Origin of the sequence: Psychrobacter sp. G, assembly GCF_000418305.1 — a bacterium.
GTDB classification, from domain to species: Bacteria; Pseudomonadota; Gammaproteobacteria; order Pseudomonadales; family Moraxellaceae; genus Psychrobacter; species Psychrobacter cryohalolentis.
On sequence record NC_021661.1, the window covers coordinates 1,824,887 to 1,839,626 of the forward strand.

General features: G+C 42.7%; 11 protein-coding genes. 4 read left to right on the plus strand and 7 right to left on the minus strand.

What is annotated here, in order from left to right:
* Nucleotides 1–80 precede the first annotated feature (80 nt).
* Entirely contained in the window at nucleotides 81–1,355 is a 1,275-nt protein-coding gene (locus PSYCG_RS07540) for a saccharopine dehydrogenase family protein (protein ID WP_020443652.1), read from the minus strand.
* Nucleotides 1,356–1,632: 277 nt separating this feature from the next.
* Nucleotides 1,633–2,877 carry a carboxynorspermidine decarboxylase gene (locus PSYCG_RS07545; protein WP_020443653.1) on the minus strand — a complete coding sequence of 415 codons (1,245 nt, stop codon included), beginning with the start codon at nucleotides 2,875–2,877 and terminating at the stop codon, nucleotides 1,633–1,635.
* A gap of 89 nt (nucleotides 2,878–2,966) precedes the next feature.
* Here PSYCG_RS07545 and PSYCG_RS07550 point away from each other — a divergent pair, with 89 nt between their 5' ends.
* Nucleotides 2,967–3,632, plus strand: a complete 666-nt coding sequence (locus PSYCG_RS07550) for a DUF924 family protein (protein ID WP_020443654.1) — start codon at nucleotides 2,967–2,969, stop codon at nucleotides 3,630–3,632.
* A 115-nt stretch (nucleotides 3,633–3,747) separates the two neighbouring features.
* Here the strand turns inward: PSYCG_RS07550 and PSYCG_RS07555 are convergent, their stop codons facing one another.
* The 3 genes from PSYCG_RS07555 to lpxB all read right to left on the minus strand — a co-directional run bounded on the left by PSYCG_RS07555 (nucleotide 3,748) and on the right by lpxB (nucleotide 7,287).
* The gene (locus tag PSYCG_RS07555; protein WP_020443655.1) at nucleotides 3,748–4,938 is read right to left on the minus strand and encodes a CAP domain-containing protein; all 1,191 of its coding nucleotides are present in this window, start codon (nucleotides 4,936–4,938) and stop codon (nucleotides 3,748–3,750) included.
* Nucleotides 4,939–5,115: 177 nt separating this feature from the next.
* Nucleotides 5,116–5,979, minus strand: coding sequence for a ribonuclease HII (locus PSYCG_RS07560; protein WP_051130946.1), 864 nt, complete (start codon nucleotides 5,977–5,979; stop codon nucleotides 5,116–5,118).
* Nucleotides 5,980–6,033: 54 nt separating this feature from the next.
* The gene (gene lpxB / locus PSYCG_RS07565) at nucleotides 6,034–7,287 is read right to left on the minus strand and encodes a lipid-A-disaccharide synthase (RefSeq protein ID WP_413771534.1); all 1,254 of its coding nucleotides are present in this window, start codon (nucleotides 7,285–7,287) and stop codon (nucleotides 6,034–6,036) included.
* A gap of 421 nt (nucleotides 7,288–7,708) precedes the next feature.
* Here lpxB and PSYCG_RS07570 point away from each other — a divergent pair, with 421 nt between their 5' ends.
* Nucleotides 7,709–8,791 carry a 3-deoxy-7-phosphoheptulonate synthase gene (locus PSYCG_RS07570; RefSeq protein WP_011513838.1) on the plus strand — a complete coding sequence of 361 codons (1,083 nt, stop codon included), beginning with the start codon at nucleotides 7,709–7,711 and terminating at the stop codon, nucleotides 8,789–8,791.
* Nucleotides 8,792–8,883: 92 nt separating this feature from the next.
* Here PSYCG_RS07570 and pepN read toward each other — a convergent pair whose 3' ends face one another.
* Complete coding sequence (pepN, locus tag PSYCG_RS07575) at nucleotides 8,884–11,484, minus strand: aminopeptidase N (protein ID WP_041772571.1); 2,601 nt, start codon at nucleotides 11,482–11,484, stop codon at nucleotides 8,884–8,886.
* A gap of 404 nt (nucleotides 11,485–11,888) precedes the next feature.
* On the opposite strand from pepN, the gene pal reads away from it, so the two are divergent.
* The gene (gene pal, locus PSYCG_RS07580) at nucleotides 11,889–12,407 is read left to right on the plus strand and encodes a peptidoglycan-associated lipoprotein Pal (RefSeq protein WP_011513840.1); all 519 of its coding nucleotides are present in this window, start codon (nucleotides 11,889–11,891) and stop codon (nucleotides 12,405–12,407) included.
* Nucleotides 12,408–12,522: 115 nt separating this feature from the next.
* Nucleotides 12,523–13,233 carry a 4'-phosphopantetheinyl transferase family protein gene (locus PSYCG_RS07585; protein WP_041772268.1) on the plus strand — a complete coding sequence of 237 codons (711 nt, stop codon included), beginning with the start codon at nucleotides 12,523–12,525 and terminating at the stop codon, nucleotides 13,231–13,233.
* A 128-nt stretch (nucleotides 13,234–13,361) separates the two neighbouring features.
* On the opposite strand, the gene PSYCG_RS07590 is transcribed toward PSYCG_RS07585, so the two are convergent.
* Complete coding sequence (locus PSYCG_RS07590; RefSeq protein ID WP_020443660.1) at nucleotides 13,362–14,243, minus strand: hypothetical protein; 882 nt, start codon at nucleotides 14,241–14,243, stop codon at nucleotides 13,362–13,364.
* Between the last annotated feature and the right edge of the window lie 497 nt (nucleotides 14,244–14,740).

Sequence of the window (14,740 nt, forward strand, 5' to 3'; positions counted from 1 at the left end):
ATACGTAAAAAAGCACCCTATCGAGTCTGCCTCAATAGGGTGCGTTTTGTTTAACGAACAATAAAAGCTAACACGAGAATTTAGATATCAAACTCAAGCGCTCTATCGCCCTCGCTATCTTTGATGCGCGTAGGCAGACCAATTTTATTCAATAGATTGATAAATGGCTTGGCATCAAGCTCTTCAACGTTGACCATTTTTCCTGCATCCCACTCGCCTGTAGCAACTAGCATCGCTGCGGCGACTGGTGGCACGCCTGCGGTATAAGAGATACCTTGACTACCAACTTCATTATAGGCATCTTTATGGTCTGCGATATTATAGATAAATACCTCACTATCGACACCATTGATCTTGCCTTTGACCTTGTCACCGATACAGGTTTTACCGGTGTAATTTGGCGCAAGTGAGCTTGGATCTGGTAGGACTGCTTTCACTACTTTTAACGGTATCACTTCTTGTCCTTCAGCAGTCATCACTGGCTGCTCAGACAATAAGCCCAAGTTTTGTAGAACGGTAAAGACATTGATATAATGCTCACCAAAGCCCATCCAAAAACGAATATTGGGCACATCTAAGTTGGCAGACAAGGAGTGAACTTCGTCATGACCACTTAAGTAACTGTTTTGTACGCCAACAACAGGCAAGTCATCCGTACGCTTTACTTCAAACATCTTGTTAGACTGCCACTTACTGTCCTGCCAAGAATAAACCGTACCAGTAAATTCACGGAAGTTAATCTCAGGATCAAAGTTGGTGGCGAAGTATTTACCATGACTACCAGCATTAATATCAATGATATCAATATCAGTCACTGAACCTGCATCCATCATGTCATAACCAAGACGTGCATAGGCATTGACCATACCAGGATCAAAACCTGCACCTAAGATCGCAGTGACATTATTATCGGCACAGCGCTGTTTGCGCTTCCATTCATAGTTATCATACCATGGTGGCGTCTCGCAAATCTTACGAGGATCTTCATGAATAGCGGTATCAATATATGCTACGCCAGTCTCGATACAAGCTTCCAATACTGTCATATTCACAAATGCCGAACCGACATTGATAAGGATTTGAATACCCGTATCTTCAATCAGCTGTATCAGCGCTTGGGTATCCATGGCATCGACTTCATGCGTGTGCAATACCGCTTGCTGCTTAAAGCTGTTCTTTTCTATAACGCTCTGAGCGATGGCATCGCATTTATCTTGGGTACGTGAAGCGATATGAATCTCGCCAAGTACGTCATTATGCATCGCACATTTATGCGCGACTACTTGAGCGACGCCGCCAGCACCGATAATAAGTACATCTTTTTTACTAGGCTTAACTTGTTGGTTTGTGTTCAAAGAACAATCCTCCTTTGTGTCCCTGTCGATACCATTGATATTGGCTATGCAAAACAGAAACGAGTGAATGATATGCGTGAATTAAAAAGGAAGACCGAGGAAAACCCACGCACCCGTTAGACAAATCCTACTGTGTTTGCCAGTAGCAATTATAACAATTTTTACTGACTTTTCGGCAAAAATTACAACATAACTTAAAAACGTCAAAGCGAATAAAGATTTATAGATAGTTGTTTGGCATTACCATTTGGTCATGCCAAATATGCGTCTAATAGCGTTATGACAAGCTTGCCTTATAATCTTGATAATCAAACTCGCGTTGGATATCGATACTGCCATCTAAGCGGCGAATGACAATCGCTGGCATATTCACGCCATTAAACCAGTTTTTCTTCACCATGGTATAGCCTGCTGCGTTACCAAAGGTAACGGTGTCACCTACTTTTAGCTTATTTGGCAAGGCATATTCACCAAAGATATCGCCTGCCAAACAAGAACGACCATAGATAATCGTATTATTAGCTGATTTAGCGTTCTCGCTTATGGGTGCAATGTTGGTAGGGTCGATATCAAGAGAGGCGATATTAATTAAATCACTATTAACAGCCGCTATCGGCGCTGACTCACGGTAAATCAGCAAATCAAGCATATGTGCTTCAATGGATGAATCTACTACTGCTAGGTTTTTTTCATTGTGCATCGTATCTAAAACGCTTGTGACTAGCGTACCAGCACCATGAATACTTGCCTCACCCGGCTCTAGATAAACTTGTACGCCATATTTTTCACTAAAGCCTTTTAACCTGTCAGCCAGTTTCTCTAGTGGATAATCAGGAGCAATAAAATGAATACCACCGCCCAAACTGACCCATTCAAGCTGCTGCAAAACATCACCAAATCTGGTTTCGATATCAGCTAAGCTGTAACTAAACGCCTCAAAGCTGTCATTTTCACAGTTGTTATGAATCATGACACCGCTAATATCACTCAACACGGCTGCAATTTTATCTTTATCATGCTCGCCAAGACGACTAAACGGACGCGCAGGATCGGCAATGATAAATGACGAATTACTGGTCTTTGGATTTAAGCGTAGTCCGACTGGGATGTTTTTTGCTGATGCTTCACCTTTAAAAGCATTTAACTGCGCGATTGAGTTAAAGATAATCTTATCGGCGTAGCTGAGCACTTCAGGCATCTCATCCGCGCTGTACGCCACGCTATAGGCGTGAGTTTCTTTTTTATCTTTGCTACTAGCGTCGCTATTATTACCAAAAGTCTCATAACCCAATCTGACTTCATTTAGCGAAGATGACGTTGTACCATGCAGATAAGGCTGCATGATATCAAAAACGCCCCAAGTCGCAAAACATTTGAGCGCAAGCAGTGCTTTTGCGCCAGACAACTCGCATAGGCGAGCGATAATCTGCATATTGGCGACGATTGCGGCTTCATCAAGCAAGTAATATGGCGTTGGTGGTAATGATGACTGAGTGTTTTGTAGCGAATTTTTTGTATTCATAAGGTTTACCTAATAGCTGCTGCTCGTATCATGACAGACATAAATATTTGCGCTATAGTAGACTAAATCTATCATAATTAGAATAGCTTATGTCTCTCTCAACCGATTATTCCACCTCAAAAAGCCATGCCAATTTATCGTCACTTGATCCAAAAAACATAAGTTTAGAGTATCTCGATTCAGAGGCGTGTGCCGTATTGGATTTTTGGTTTGATAAGGACAATGAACATTATTGGTTCGAGCAAAGCCATGAATTTGATCAGCAAATAAAAGAGCGGTTTGGTAAAATTTGGCAAGCAGCAAAGCAAGGGGAATGCGTCACTTGGCGCATTTCAGAAGCAGCAACCGACTGCAATAGCTCCATTACCGCTTTGGCTGGGCGTCTGGCAGAGATCATCGTTTTAGATCAATTTTCACGCAATTTATGCCGCAATAAAGCGGAGGCGTTTGCGCAAGATGGTATGGCGCTGGTGTTGGCTCAAGAAATCGTATTGCAGCCACATTTTTCTACCTTACCAATGACATGGCGCAAATTTGCTATTATGCCGTTTATGCATTCAGAATCTTTAAGGATTCATAGTCGCTATCTGCCATTATTTGAGCAGCTCGATGATGCCATTACTTTAGATTTTGAGCAGCAGCACAAAGAGATTATCGAGCAGTTTGGGCGTTACCCACATCGCAATAACACGTTAGATCGCGAGTCAACAGATGAAGAAGAAGCCTTTTTGCAGCAGTGGAACTCGTCGTTTTGACGTGATAACGCTTTCATAGTGGATTGACTATTATATAAAACAAGGGCTGAATCAGATAACTGGTTCAGCCCTTGTTTTATAACTTGTTCTATAATAAGTCTTTTAGATCACGCAATTAATTGTTCACAGCACCAGTTTTAAAGGTAAAGCTCTCACGCTCTGTGGCTTTGCTATCGACTAAGATATCAAAGCTGACACGGTAATCACTATTGCCATGTAAACCACAATTTGCGTCTTTTTTACTGGTGCTTGTACAGCTTTTCAAATTGTCCGTAATGGGCAAGATGAACGCTTCGTTCGCTGGTAGCTCATATATGGTGTTTTTATGGGGATCTTGGCGATAATCTAATATCTCAATGGGCACATCCATATTACGCTGTATATCATGGAATTTAACATTGCTGATGTCAATCGTTTGAGCAGACGGCATACTGACATAAATAGGCTGTCCGATAGGATCAGTTTGTAAGTCACGACCTGTTCCTTTGACCGGACTTGGCGTTTCGTTATACAACGCAGTGACGGTACCGCTGACCCCTTGGCATGGATAAGTGAATATTCCTGCTACCGTATTATCTTCGGTCGCCTGCGTCGCTGAGGCATGGTTGACTAATACATAACCTTGATTATTAGCCGTATCCTTACCAAAAGGCTTATAAGTGACCATGCCCGTCCCTGTCAAACTTGAACCTGGTAGCATCAAAGAGCGCAGATGATAAGGCGCTGCCAATAACGACTTAGCCATTGAGCCTGCCACTGTATCAGAGCCTATAATATTGCCTGCCGAGCTATAGTAAACCGATTGGGCAATATTCTCAGTCACAACATATCTGGCATTGCCATATTTTGCCTGTAATAACCGGTCTGTGAAGCTAACGCCCCTAAAGAACGGGTTAGTATCGCCTGTGACGTTTGCGATATCCGCAATCTTATTTTCATAATGTGGACTAAAAGTAGTCGGTGTACTGTTAGCAAATACGTGCTTGATGTATTTGGCATGTTGAATCGCAATATTATCCAGTGCGGTGTCAGCGGACAAACCTCCAAGACCACAGCTGGTACGCGCTAGACTAAAGGTATTACTTGCGATTAATGCTGCTTGTGTCTCATTGTCGCTTGCCACATTAGCAGTTTGGTCATCAGGCTTATCAGTCGAGGTATCATCAGGACTAGCAGCAGGTGCTATTGGCTTTGGCGTAACGTCATTAGCGCTATTACCTGAGTCTCCGCCACCGCCACAAGCCGTTAAAAAAGCCGTTAATAATATAATTACAGCGAGGTTTTTTTTTGGCAATTTGAGGGTCATCTCTTATCCTATAAGATAGTGGCGCGGTTATTATGAACAATAATTCGGGTATAACGAATACTTATTCAGATGTCATTTAATGAAAAGTATAAAGCTTTAAAGCATGTTTATTGAAAAACTAATAAGTATTTCGCTTAGGCTATTTATTTAAATAAATCAGCCAATCTCTACCCACTCTTAACGCTCTAACGCCTTTCTAACGGGTGCAAAGCTGCGTCTGTGCGCGGCTAATACGCCATAAGTTTCGATTGCCTCCATATGTGCGCGTGTTGGATAGCCTTTATGCTTGGCAATGCCATATTCAGGATGCTCAGTGTCAAGCGCGTACATGGTTTTGTCACGGCTAACTTTTGCCAAAATACTGGCAGCGGCAATACTGGTATGACGAGCATCACCCTTGACCCATGCTTGACAGTCAACTACTTCTTCTTCGACACCAAGTTCTACGAGCCTTGCATAATTCAATTCAGGACAGCGATTCCCATCGAATAAAACTTCAGCATGCAGCTGATGTATGTCTTGTGCCATGTCATTCAAATGATAAGCAATGACCTCTAACATTATCTCAGTACATAAACGCATCCCAAGCATGGTAGCTTGTAAGATATTCACTTGGTCAATCACTGCCGCTGGAATATCAGCAATGACATAACCAATGGCATATTGCTGAACCAAGGGATACAGCATATCGCGCTTTTTTTCGCTCAACTGCTTGGAGTCCGTCAGTATCGATAAGGGCGTATCTTTGAGAGGCTGCCCTTCAATCAGTCCTGACCAAACACGTGGTAATATTGCCGACGCAACATTCACACTGCCCAACAATGGTCCACGCCCTGCTTCATCGACACCAATCTGAAGCACTGAGCTCGTATCACTCTGTGCAATAGTGTTCGAATATTGCGCAAGTAATTCGTTGATATTAAGTTGACCAGATAAATAAATGGGAGAAGCCAAATTAATATATTGTCCTTTTATATCAATCTGTTCGATACGGCGTCTGATCTGTAAGATATGGTTCTCTTTATATGGCATGCTATTCATTGATTTTACGGTCTTATGTATATGAGATGACGAGATATGAGGTGAATTCACTTACTAGATCTGCGCCGTTTTCGACGGATAATTTTGCAGATACCATTGTTCAATCACGCTATTGGCAGGTTGATGATTGCTTTGCTGTTGCAAAAGATGCTTGGTCTGAATCAGCGCATTCAATTGCTCCGCATAAGCACGTGGCTGCAAAAGGCGCATGACGGTACGGCAGATATTGTCACCACTTGCTTGCTCTTGAATAAGCTCCGGTACGATCGCGGTAGCTGCCAAAATATTTGGCAAACCCACATAGGGCACTTTGACCAGACGTTTAGCAATCTGATAGGTTAGCTGATTCAGCTGATAGACGACGACCATCGGACGCTCAAGTAGCATCGCCTCAAGCGTTGCGGTACCTGAGGCTAACATCACAATATCTGATGCCGCCATCGCCTGCTGACTAAAGGTTGGCTGGCTATCATCATAGACCACCACGATGGCGGCACGCAGCTGCTCTGAGCGCTGATCAATCACGTCTTGGACGATATATTGATGGTTTTGATCGACAGTTGGGATGATAAAGCAAAGCTTTGGGTCCAATAAAAGCAGCTTTTGGATACCGTCTAGCATCAAGGGTAAAATAGCCGTTATTTCACTGCGGCGTGAGCCCGGCATCACACAAATAAGCTGACTGACCTCATCAAAGCGTTCGATAAAAAACTGCTGCAAGCCATCATTGTGCCAGACCAGATCACTACGTCGCTGATTGATTGGTATGTCGAGCAGTGACTGGTCAATGGTATACATCAGTGGATGCCCAACGCATATCGCCGGATGCTTATAACGCTCGTAAACAGGCAGCTCAAACGGAAACAGGCACAATACCAAGTGGGTTGCCGCTTTAATATTATGAATACGTGACTCGCGCCAAGCCCAGATAGAAGGACTAACATACTGCACGCAAAACACGCCTTTAGGCTTTAATTTTTTAGACACTCGTAGATTAAAATCAGGGGCATCTATTCCAATGAACCAATCAATATCCGCCTTTTTAAAAGCAGCCAGCAACTCACGACGCGCCTTAAGCAAATCAGGCAATTGCCCCATGACTTCTACCAGACCCATCACTGCCAAACGGGACAATGGAAAAATACTATTAAGCCCTTGTGCCTGCATTTTGGTACCGCCCACTCCGACCCAAACGATGTCATCACGTAGATTGTTCATCTGCTGCATAAAATCTGCACCCAGACTGTCTCCTGATACTTCACCAGCAACGATACCAATAACGAGCGGCTCACGCGCTACATTAGCCATCTCGTAAGTATCAAATGGCACAGTTAAATCAGTCTGAAGCGTATGGTTATCGGTCATGAAAAACTCTTAATAATAAAGTGTTACAGTGAAAGTCGTACAAGGGAGAAAACATGGATATTATAAAATATAACATGGGGTATCTATTATAGGATACGCACCATCATAATCAGCGGCGTTTTTGGTGCTCAAATTGAGCTATTTATACTGCCATCATACGTGACGATGATAAAAATAGCGAAGCTGCCCGAAGAAATCCAGTGGCATAAACGTCTCTTTATCTTACCTATAATCATCAAGTATAACCAAGTTTTCGCATCAGCATTCCAGTTATCAGTCAATTAACTGCTCGACTCCCCTTGTCAACCGGTACTTTTGTCCGCATAATGAAAGTCCCTATAAATCAGCTAGACGATATATAATCATGATAACAACCGCTACCCATAATGCAGAAATTGACGACGTGAATATTGAAAAATTTATTCCATTAATCACACCCAATGAGCTAAAAACCGAACTTCCTTTATCAAACGAAGCCTATAAAACCGTTTTAAATGGTCGTCACACTATCCAAAACATCTTGGACGGCAAAGACAAGCGTTTGTTTGTGGTTATTGGTCCATGCTCTATTCATGACATCAAAGCCGCTCATGAATATGCTGATCGCTTAGCCATATTGGCGAAAGAGATTGAAGACAGCGTATTCGTTGTGATGCGTGTCTATTTTGAGAAGCCGCGCACGACCGTTGGCTGGAAAGGCATGATTAATGACCCCGATATGAATGACAGCTTTGATATCGAAAAAGGTTTGCGTACAGCCCGTAAGCTACTGCTTGATCTCAATGAAAAAGGACTACCTTGTGCTACTGAAGCGCTTGACCCGAATACACCGCAGTACATGCAGGACTTGATCAGCTGGTCAGCGATTGGCGCACGTACAACCGAGAGCCAAACGCACCGTGAGATGAGCTCAGGCTTATCATGCCCAGTCGGCTTTAAGAATGGTACTGATGGTGGCATGACTGTTGCGGTCAACGCCATGCAAGCGGTAAAAGCGGGTCATAGCTTTTTAGGTCTTTCTTCAGATGGTAAAGTGTCTATCATCAAATCTAAAGGCAATCCTTATGCTCACGTGGTATTACGCGGTGGCAATGGTAAGCCTAACTACGATGAAACAGCAGTCGCTCAAGTAGAAGACGCGCTTGCCAAAGGTAAAACCAGTAGCAAGATTATGATTGACTCAAGTCATGCCAACTCAGGTAAAGACCCTTATTTGCAACCGATGGTGATCCAAAACGTCGCGGAGCAAATCAGAAACGGCAACAAGTCAATCATTGGTATGATGATTGAGAGTCACTTAAAAGGCGGTCGCCAAGAGCTGACTGCTGATTTGGATGCGCTCGAATACGGCATGTCAATTACTGATGGTTGCTTAGATTGGGACAGCACGGTCACAGCACTACATAACTTACGTGATATGGTCAAAGACATCCTACCTAACCGTTAATAGCTGCTTATCAAAAAAGCCCGTTTGACACTAAATTGTCAGACGGGCTTTTTTCATGTTTAAGATTATGACTTTAGTTTTTTAAGACAGCTCTATGCAGTCGCTGTACCCAGCACACTGCTTAGACTCTCATGCACATGCTTAGAGGATACTTGCTGCTGCACATCAAGCAGCTGCAAATGAGCCATTTGACGGCGTGGCTCAGCTAACGTATTCCAACGTGCCAATACTTGTAGTAGGCGCGAGGCTATCATCGGGTTAGAATCATCTAGTTTCTTAATCACGTCTGTATAGATATCCAAACCTTGTTGCGTCCATAATGCAGTTGGCTGCGCGGTAAAAGCGCTGATGACTGAACGTACGCGATTGGGCGTATTCCAATCGAAATCATCATGTGCTAATAGTGATTTAATAACATCAGCATTGACGTTGTCAGCAGATGCTTGGACACTAAACCACAAATCAATCACCAAATCATCGGCTTGAAAACGCTGATAAAAATCTGCCAAGTACTCATCAGCCTTTGCCACTTGATGATTGACCATGGCCTTTAGTGCCCCAAAACGCTCCGTCATACAGCTGGCATTATCATACTGCTGCTGTGCCCACTCTACAGCGCCTTCCACGTTTGCGCTCAATGCCATATCGAGTACCACATTACGTAGTGCCCGTTCACCACGAGCTTCTGCACTGTCTTCATAAGAGTGCAATGGCAGTTGCTTGTAAAGCATTTCCCATTGATCTTTTAACGCCTCTGCTAGCTGCTGATACAAACCTTCACGCTGCGCTTTGACCACTTCTGGATCATAATCTTCAGGAATAGCAGCCGCCAACTCTTGAGCTGATGGAATATCAAGTAAACGCGCTGCTAGCATTGCATCTTCACCTGCGAGCACTGGCAATGTCTGCGCCAATGCCGCTAGATAAACATCAGGATTGCTCTTTGTGCCTTGGGTGGGCAACAAAATACGGTTGACCAGCATCTGCGTCACTTGCCAACGATTGAAGCCATTGGTTTCATGTTTAAGTAAAAATGCCAAATCTTCATCTTGATAATCGTAATTCAGCTGTACAGGCGCACTAAAATCACGTAGCAAAGACACCACAGGCTCAGCACTTACGCCTTCAAAAGTAAAGGTTTGTTTGGCTTGGTCTAATAGCAACATACGCTCAGCAATAATTTTGCCGCTTTCTTTATCGAATAATGCCGTTGCAACTGGAATAGGCAAGGGTTTTGGCGCATCAAAGCCGCTCACATGACGGGTTTGCTGACTCAACGTAATGATTAATGTTTGCGTGGCGCTATCATAGTCTTGATGACCGGACACCACTGGCGTACCTGGCTGGCGATACCAATCGATAAATTCTTCTACTTTACCGTTAGTAATACTAAGCGCAGATAAAAAGTCTTCAACCGTGACCGCTTGACCATCATAACGACGGAAATACTCGTCCGTCCCTTTTCGGAAATCATCAGCGCCCAAGGTATTGGCTATCATACGGACAATTTCAGCGCCTTTTTCATAGACGGTGGTAGTATAAAAATTATTAATCTCAACAAAACTCTCAGGACGTACAGGATGGGCAAGTGGTCCTGCATCCTCTGCAAACTGATGGGCACGCAAAGTCGCGACGTCATCGATACGTTGTACCGCGCTTGATTGCTGATCCGCTGAAAACGATTGATCGCGGTAGACGGTAAAGCCTTCTTTTAAACATAACTGAAACCAATCACGACAAGTAATCCGATTGCCTGTCCAATTATGGAAATACTCATGGGCGATAATAGCTTTTACGCTAAAGCTACGAGTATCAGTCGTGGTTTCAGGGCTTGATAATACACAGGCAGTATTAAAGATATTTAGCCCTTTATTTTCCATCGCACCCATATTAAATTGACTGACTGCAACGATCATATAACGATCTAAGTCATAAGCACGACCGTAATTAACTTCATCCCATTGCATCGAATCTTTGAGCGCCTGCATACCAACATCACACTTATCGATATCGGCAGACTTTGCATATACTTCAAGTAAGACTTCTCGACCTTCACTGGTCGTATAACTATCCGCTAATACATCCAAGTCAGCGACCACACAAGCAAATAGATAGCTTGGCTTATTGGTCGGATCATGCCAAATCGCATAATGGCGGTTTGGCGCATCGATCATCTCCCCCGCTTCAACCAAATTACCATTGGCTAGTAGTGTTGGATAGCGCTTGTCTGCTTCAAGGCGAGTGGTAAATATCGCGAGTACGTCAGGGCGGTCTGGATAAAAGGTAATTTTACGGAAACCTTCCGGCTCGCACTGGGTGACAAACATCGTCTCATCACCACTGCCCGCCATATAAAACCCCTCAAGGGCAGTATTGGTCTGTGGACAGATACGCACTTGTAGCGCCAATGTCACCTCATCAGGAGCATCACTAATCGTAAGCTTACCTGCTGACAGCTCATAACGCTCAGCACTCAATGCCTCACCATTCATAGACAAAGCCAACAGCTCTAAATCTTCACCAAATAAAACGATATCGCCTGCGCTTTGACGTACCATCTTTAGAGTACTATCTACCTGTGCATGGTCTTCAAATAACTTGATATCTAAGCTGACAGTTTCAACATCGAAGCTTGGCTTTTGATAGTCTTTTAAATTGATTTTACTAGGCGCATGGAGAGGTACATCAGGCATTTCAGCATTGATGATTTGTGCATCGTTTTCAGCGGTAGACATATAGATTCCTATTGTTTTTTATGATGGTTATATTTATAACAGCCTTTATAGCAAGACTTAAGCGACACTTTGATACTGTCGCAATACCTATGTAAGATACCTAAATACATTGACTTAAAGCGCCAAATTTCAAGGTGACTACTAAATTAAAATAAGAAAGGTAACGATGGTAAGAATCCCTATATAATGGCGTAAATATTGGCGTAATGCGCATTATATCTATTTGTAAACTCTAGCATTATTTACAGTAATAGTACTTACATAAAGTAACATTTAGTATATTATAGATAGCAATTGCCTAAGTTTTATCGTAAGCAGTTTACAACAACAAATCTAATTCATTAAAATTTTTGGAGCTTATTATGTCAACCAGTTTTTCAAAAATCGCTGCCCTCGCTGTATTATCAAGCGCTGTTGTTCTAGCATCAGGTTGTGCCACCAAGCGCGCCACTTCTGAAGTCGTCGTTGCCCCACTGGGTATCCCAGGTGGTCAAGTTGGCTACAATGGTGCAGTTATCGTAGACAACTCAAATGCAGTTATTACCGGTGCTGAGAACATCCAAGCCGTTGTATACTTTGCCTTTGACAGCAGTGCGATTACTTCACAATCTGCAGGTGTCTTAAACCAACACGCAGGTCTGTTAAAATCTAACCCAAATGCAGGCGTAGTTATCGCGGGTCACACCGATGAGCGCGGTAGCCGTGAATATAACATCGCATTGGGTGAGCGCCGTGCCCAAGCAGCACGTGATTATCTTGCAGCACAAGGCGTTGCAGCAAATAATATCCGTGTCATCAGCTATGGCGAAGAGCGTCCTGCTGCTGCCGGTACGAACGAAGATGCCTATGCCCAAAACCGCCGTGCTGAACTGTCTTACTAAGCACATAGCATAAGACATTATAAGCATTCAAAAGCCCAACAAGCCTATTGTTGGGCTTTTTGTTAGGCTAAGATAAATCGCGATATAAACCATAAGTTTCTACAGTATACAGACTATGCAAAACTTAATGCTACACGATATTCTCTATACTCAGCTCGACCCCATGACAATGACATGGTGTGCGACTGCTCAAGTGCGCCCTATCCAGCCTTACTATGATCAAGCAGCCGATGCTCACTTATCTGCTCCTCAGATTGCTCGTCATCAGCGCCAGCAGCAACGTGCAGGTGTAAGGCTATTATTGCAGGCATTGCTCAAAAGACTGGATATCGTCGATTGTTTAGATGAATCAAATTTTCCTTATCGACTCACTCATAGCCAATATTATGTGTGTTTTAGCCATACCAATGGCAATAATAAAAATGCTACTCGAATACAAAATGATATAGAAAACTCAGACATACCATACGTCAAGGTCGCTGTCGTTATCAGTCGCTATCGTCCCTCGGGTATTGATATCGAAGTCAATGCCGTGAAATGGCAGGTAGCAAAGCGGTTCTATCATCCAAAAGAGCTGGCTATCTTGCAAGCATTGCCAATGATACAGCGTAACTCTGCCATAAGATGGCTGTGGCAAATAAAAGAGAGCTTTATTAAGATACATCAATATACGCTTGCCCAAGGTTTAGGCATGGATTATTCCGCCATCATTTACGATTTACTCAATCAGCCTATAGAAACCCTACCCTTGCTTACTCTGACTGACGATAAGACTAATTATCGCATCTCTGTTATTTCCTCACAGCAAACTGTTATTGTTTATTGATAAATCTCAAATACATGATAATAAATGATATTTATTACTTTATTTTAGACATAAAAAAACGACCCTCAAAAGGATCGTCTTTTTATACTTATTCTTCTGTTAACAACAGCACTCAGACTGTCATTAAATTAGAAGCGGTAAGTTGCACCAACTTTAACAATTGGCAACCACTCAAGAAATTTTTCGTCTTCCAATTCTTTCTTAATTTGAGCTTCAGCAGCTGCACCGTTTGCGCCAGTGGCATTAACAGTAGCAGTCGTTTTACCCATATAAGCTGCACCTAGCTCACCGAATAAACCAAAGTTATTAGTGATATTAGGACGGAAGCCAATAGTAGCATAAGGAGCTAATTTATTACGATGCTCTAAATCAGCTGAAACACTACCAACATTTAATTGGTCACCACGTGAAGCATCATAGTCACCATTTGTAGGAGTGCCAACAAAATATTTTTTGCCATCTACAGGATAATATCCATTAGGACCAGCATCTCTTGCATTAGCTGTGGCAGTGATTTCGTTATCAGGAACGATGATACCAGCACCCATAGTGAACCAGTTCGCCATAGGACGTAATTGGACGCCTAGGTACGGGTTGCTAAAGTCAGTATCTACATCGTAGTTTACATCGTTAGCATCAAAGTCACCGCCGAATAATTCAGCAGCATCGCCACCTGCCCAACCAGCTTGAATTTCAGTTTTGTCGTTTAAGCCCCAAGCGATGTTAGCACCATAACCTAAAGTACCAGCTTCAGCACTGATCGCTGCTGGATGAGTAACAGTTTGGAAGAAAGTCTTAGTACCGCCAACAACTGCACCAGTGGTGTTACGTAACACACCAGCATCTGCATTATAGGCATAACCAGCGTCTGCTTGATAAGCAACTGCTACTGGCTCAGCTTCGTATACAACAGCGTCATTGCCATCAATAACAATAACTGGATCAGCTGCAAGAGCAGCAGTTGAGGCTAAAACGGCAGCAGTGATTGCTGTTAATTGAATAAGTTTCATAATTACTCTCCTAAAGTATGAAATAACGCGCCCATAAAAAAATGAAAATACTAACTTTTTTAAACAATCATTTTGATGCGAGGATTAAAACAATTTTGGCTCAAAAAGTCACCCCTAAAGACGCACTTTTTATTTACCATTATGTAAAGATTGCATAGATATTGTAATAATTACTACACCAGCCCGCAATACTTCGCCTTTTTGTTACACAATGCTATTAAAGCCACCGCGCAGCCTACACATGATTATTGGAATGCTTAACGCTCATGTAAAGGTATTACAAAATATGTCTGCATGATGAAGCATCTTGAGAAATAACGCAATAACAGTTATGGAGTTAATTACTACAGATTGTTGTACTTTGTGACTGAACGTATCTAATATTGCTAAGAAAACCAAAAAATTCTCAGATAATTATTTTGTTATAAATCCACGCAATGTAAATACGTTACTATATAATGAGAGGTAGGCTTGTCTAAGGGTTATATTGTGCTAAA

Coding starts and splice junctions, on each gene's coding strand:
- PSYCG_RS07590 (WP_020443660.1), bottom strand. CDS start 14,243: ATGAAACTTATTCAATTAACAGCAATCACTGCTGCCGTTTTAGCCTCA.
- PSYCG_RS07555 (WP_020443655.1), bottom strand. CDS start 4,938: ATGACCCTCAAATTGCCAAAAAAAAACCTCGCTGTAATTATATTATTA.
- PSYCG_RS07550 (WP_020443654.1), top strand. CDS start 2,967: ATGTCTCTCTCAACCGATTATTCCACCTCAAAAAGCCATGCCAATTTA.
- PSYCG_RS07545 (WP_020443653.1), bottom strand. CDS start 2,877: ATGAATACAAAAAATTCGCTACAAAACACTCAGTCATCATTACCACCA.
- pepN (WP_041772571.1), bottom strand. CDS start 11,484: ATGCCTGATGTACCTCTCCATGCGCCTAGTAAAATCAATTTAAAAGAC.
- PSYCG_RS07570 (WP_011513838.1), top strand. CDS start 7,709: ATGATAACAACCGCTACCCATAATGCAGAAATTGACGACGTGAATATT.
- pal (WP_011513840.1), top strand. CDS start 11,889: ATGTCAACCAGTTTTTCAAAAATCGCTGCCCTCGCTGTATTATCAAGC.
- lpxB (WP_413771534.1), bottom strand. CDS start 7,287: ATGGCTAATGTAGCGCGTGAGCCGCTCGTTATTGGTATCGTTGCTGGT.
- PSYCG_RS07585 (WP_041772268.1), top strand. CDS start 12,523: ATGCAAAACTTAATGCTACACGATATTCTCTATACTCAGCTCGACCCC.
- PSYCG_RS07560 (WP_051130946.1), bottom strand. CDS start 5,979: ATGAATAGCATGCCATATAAAGAGAACCATATCTTACAGATCAGACGC.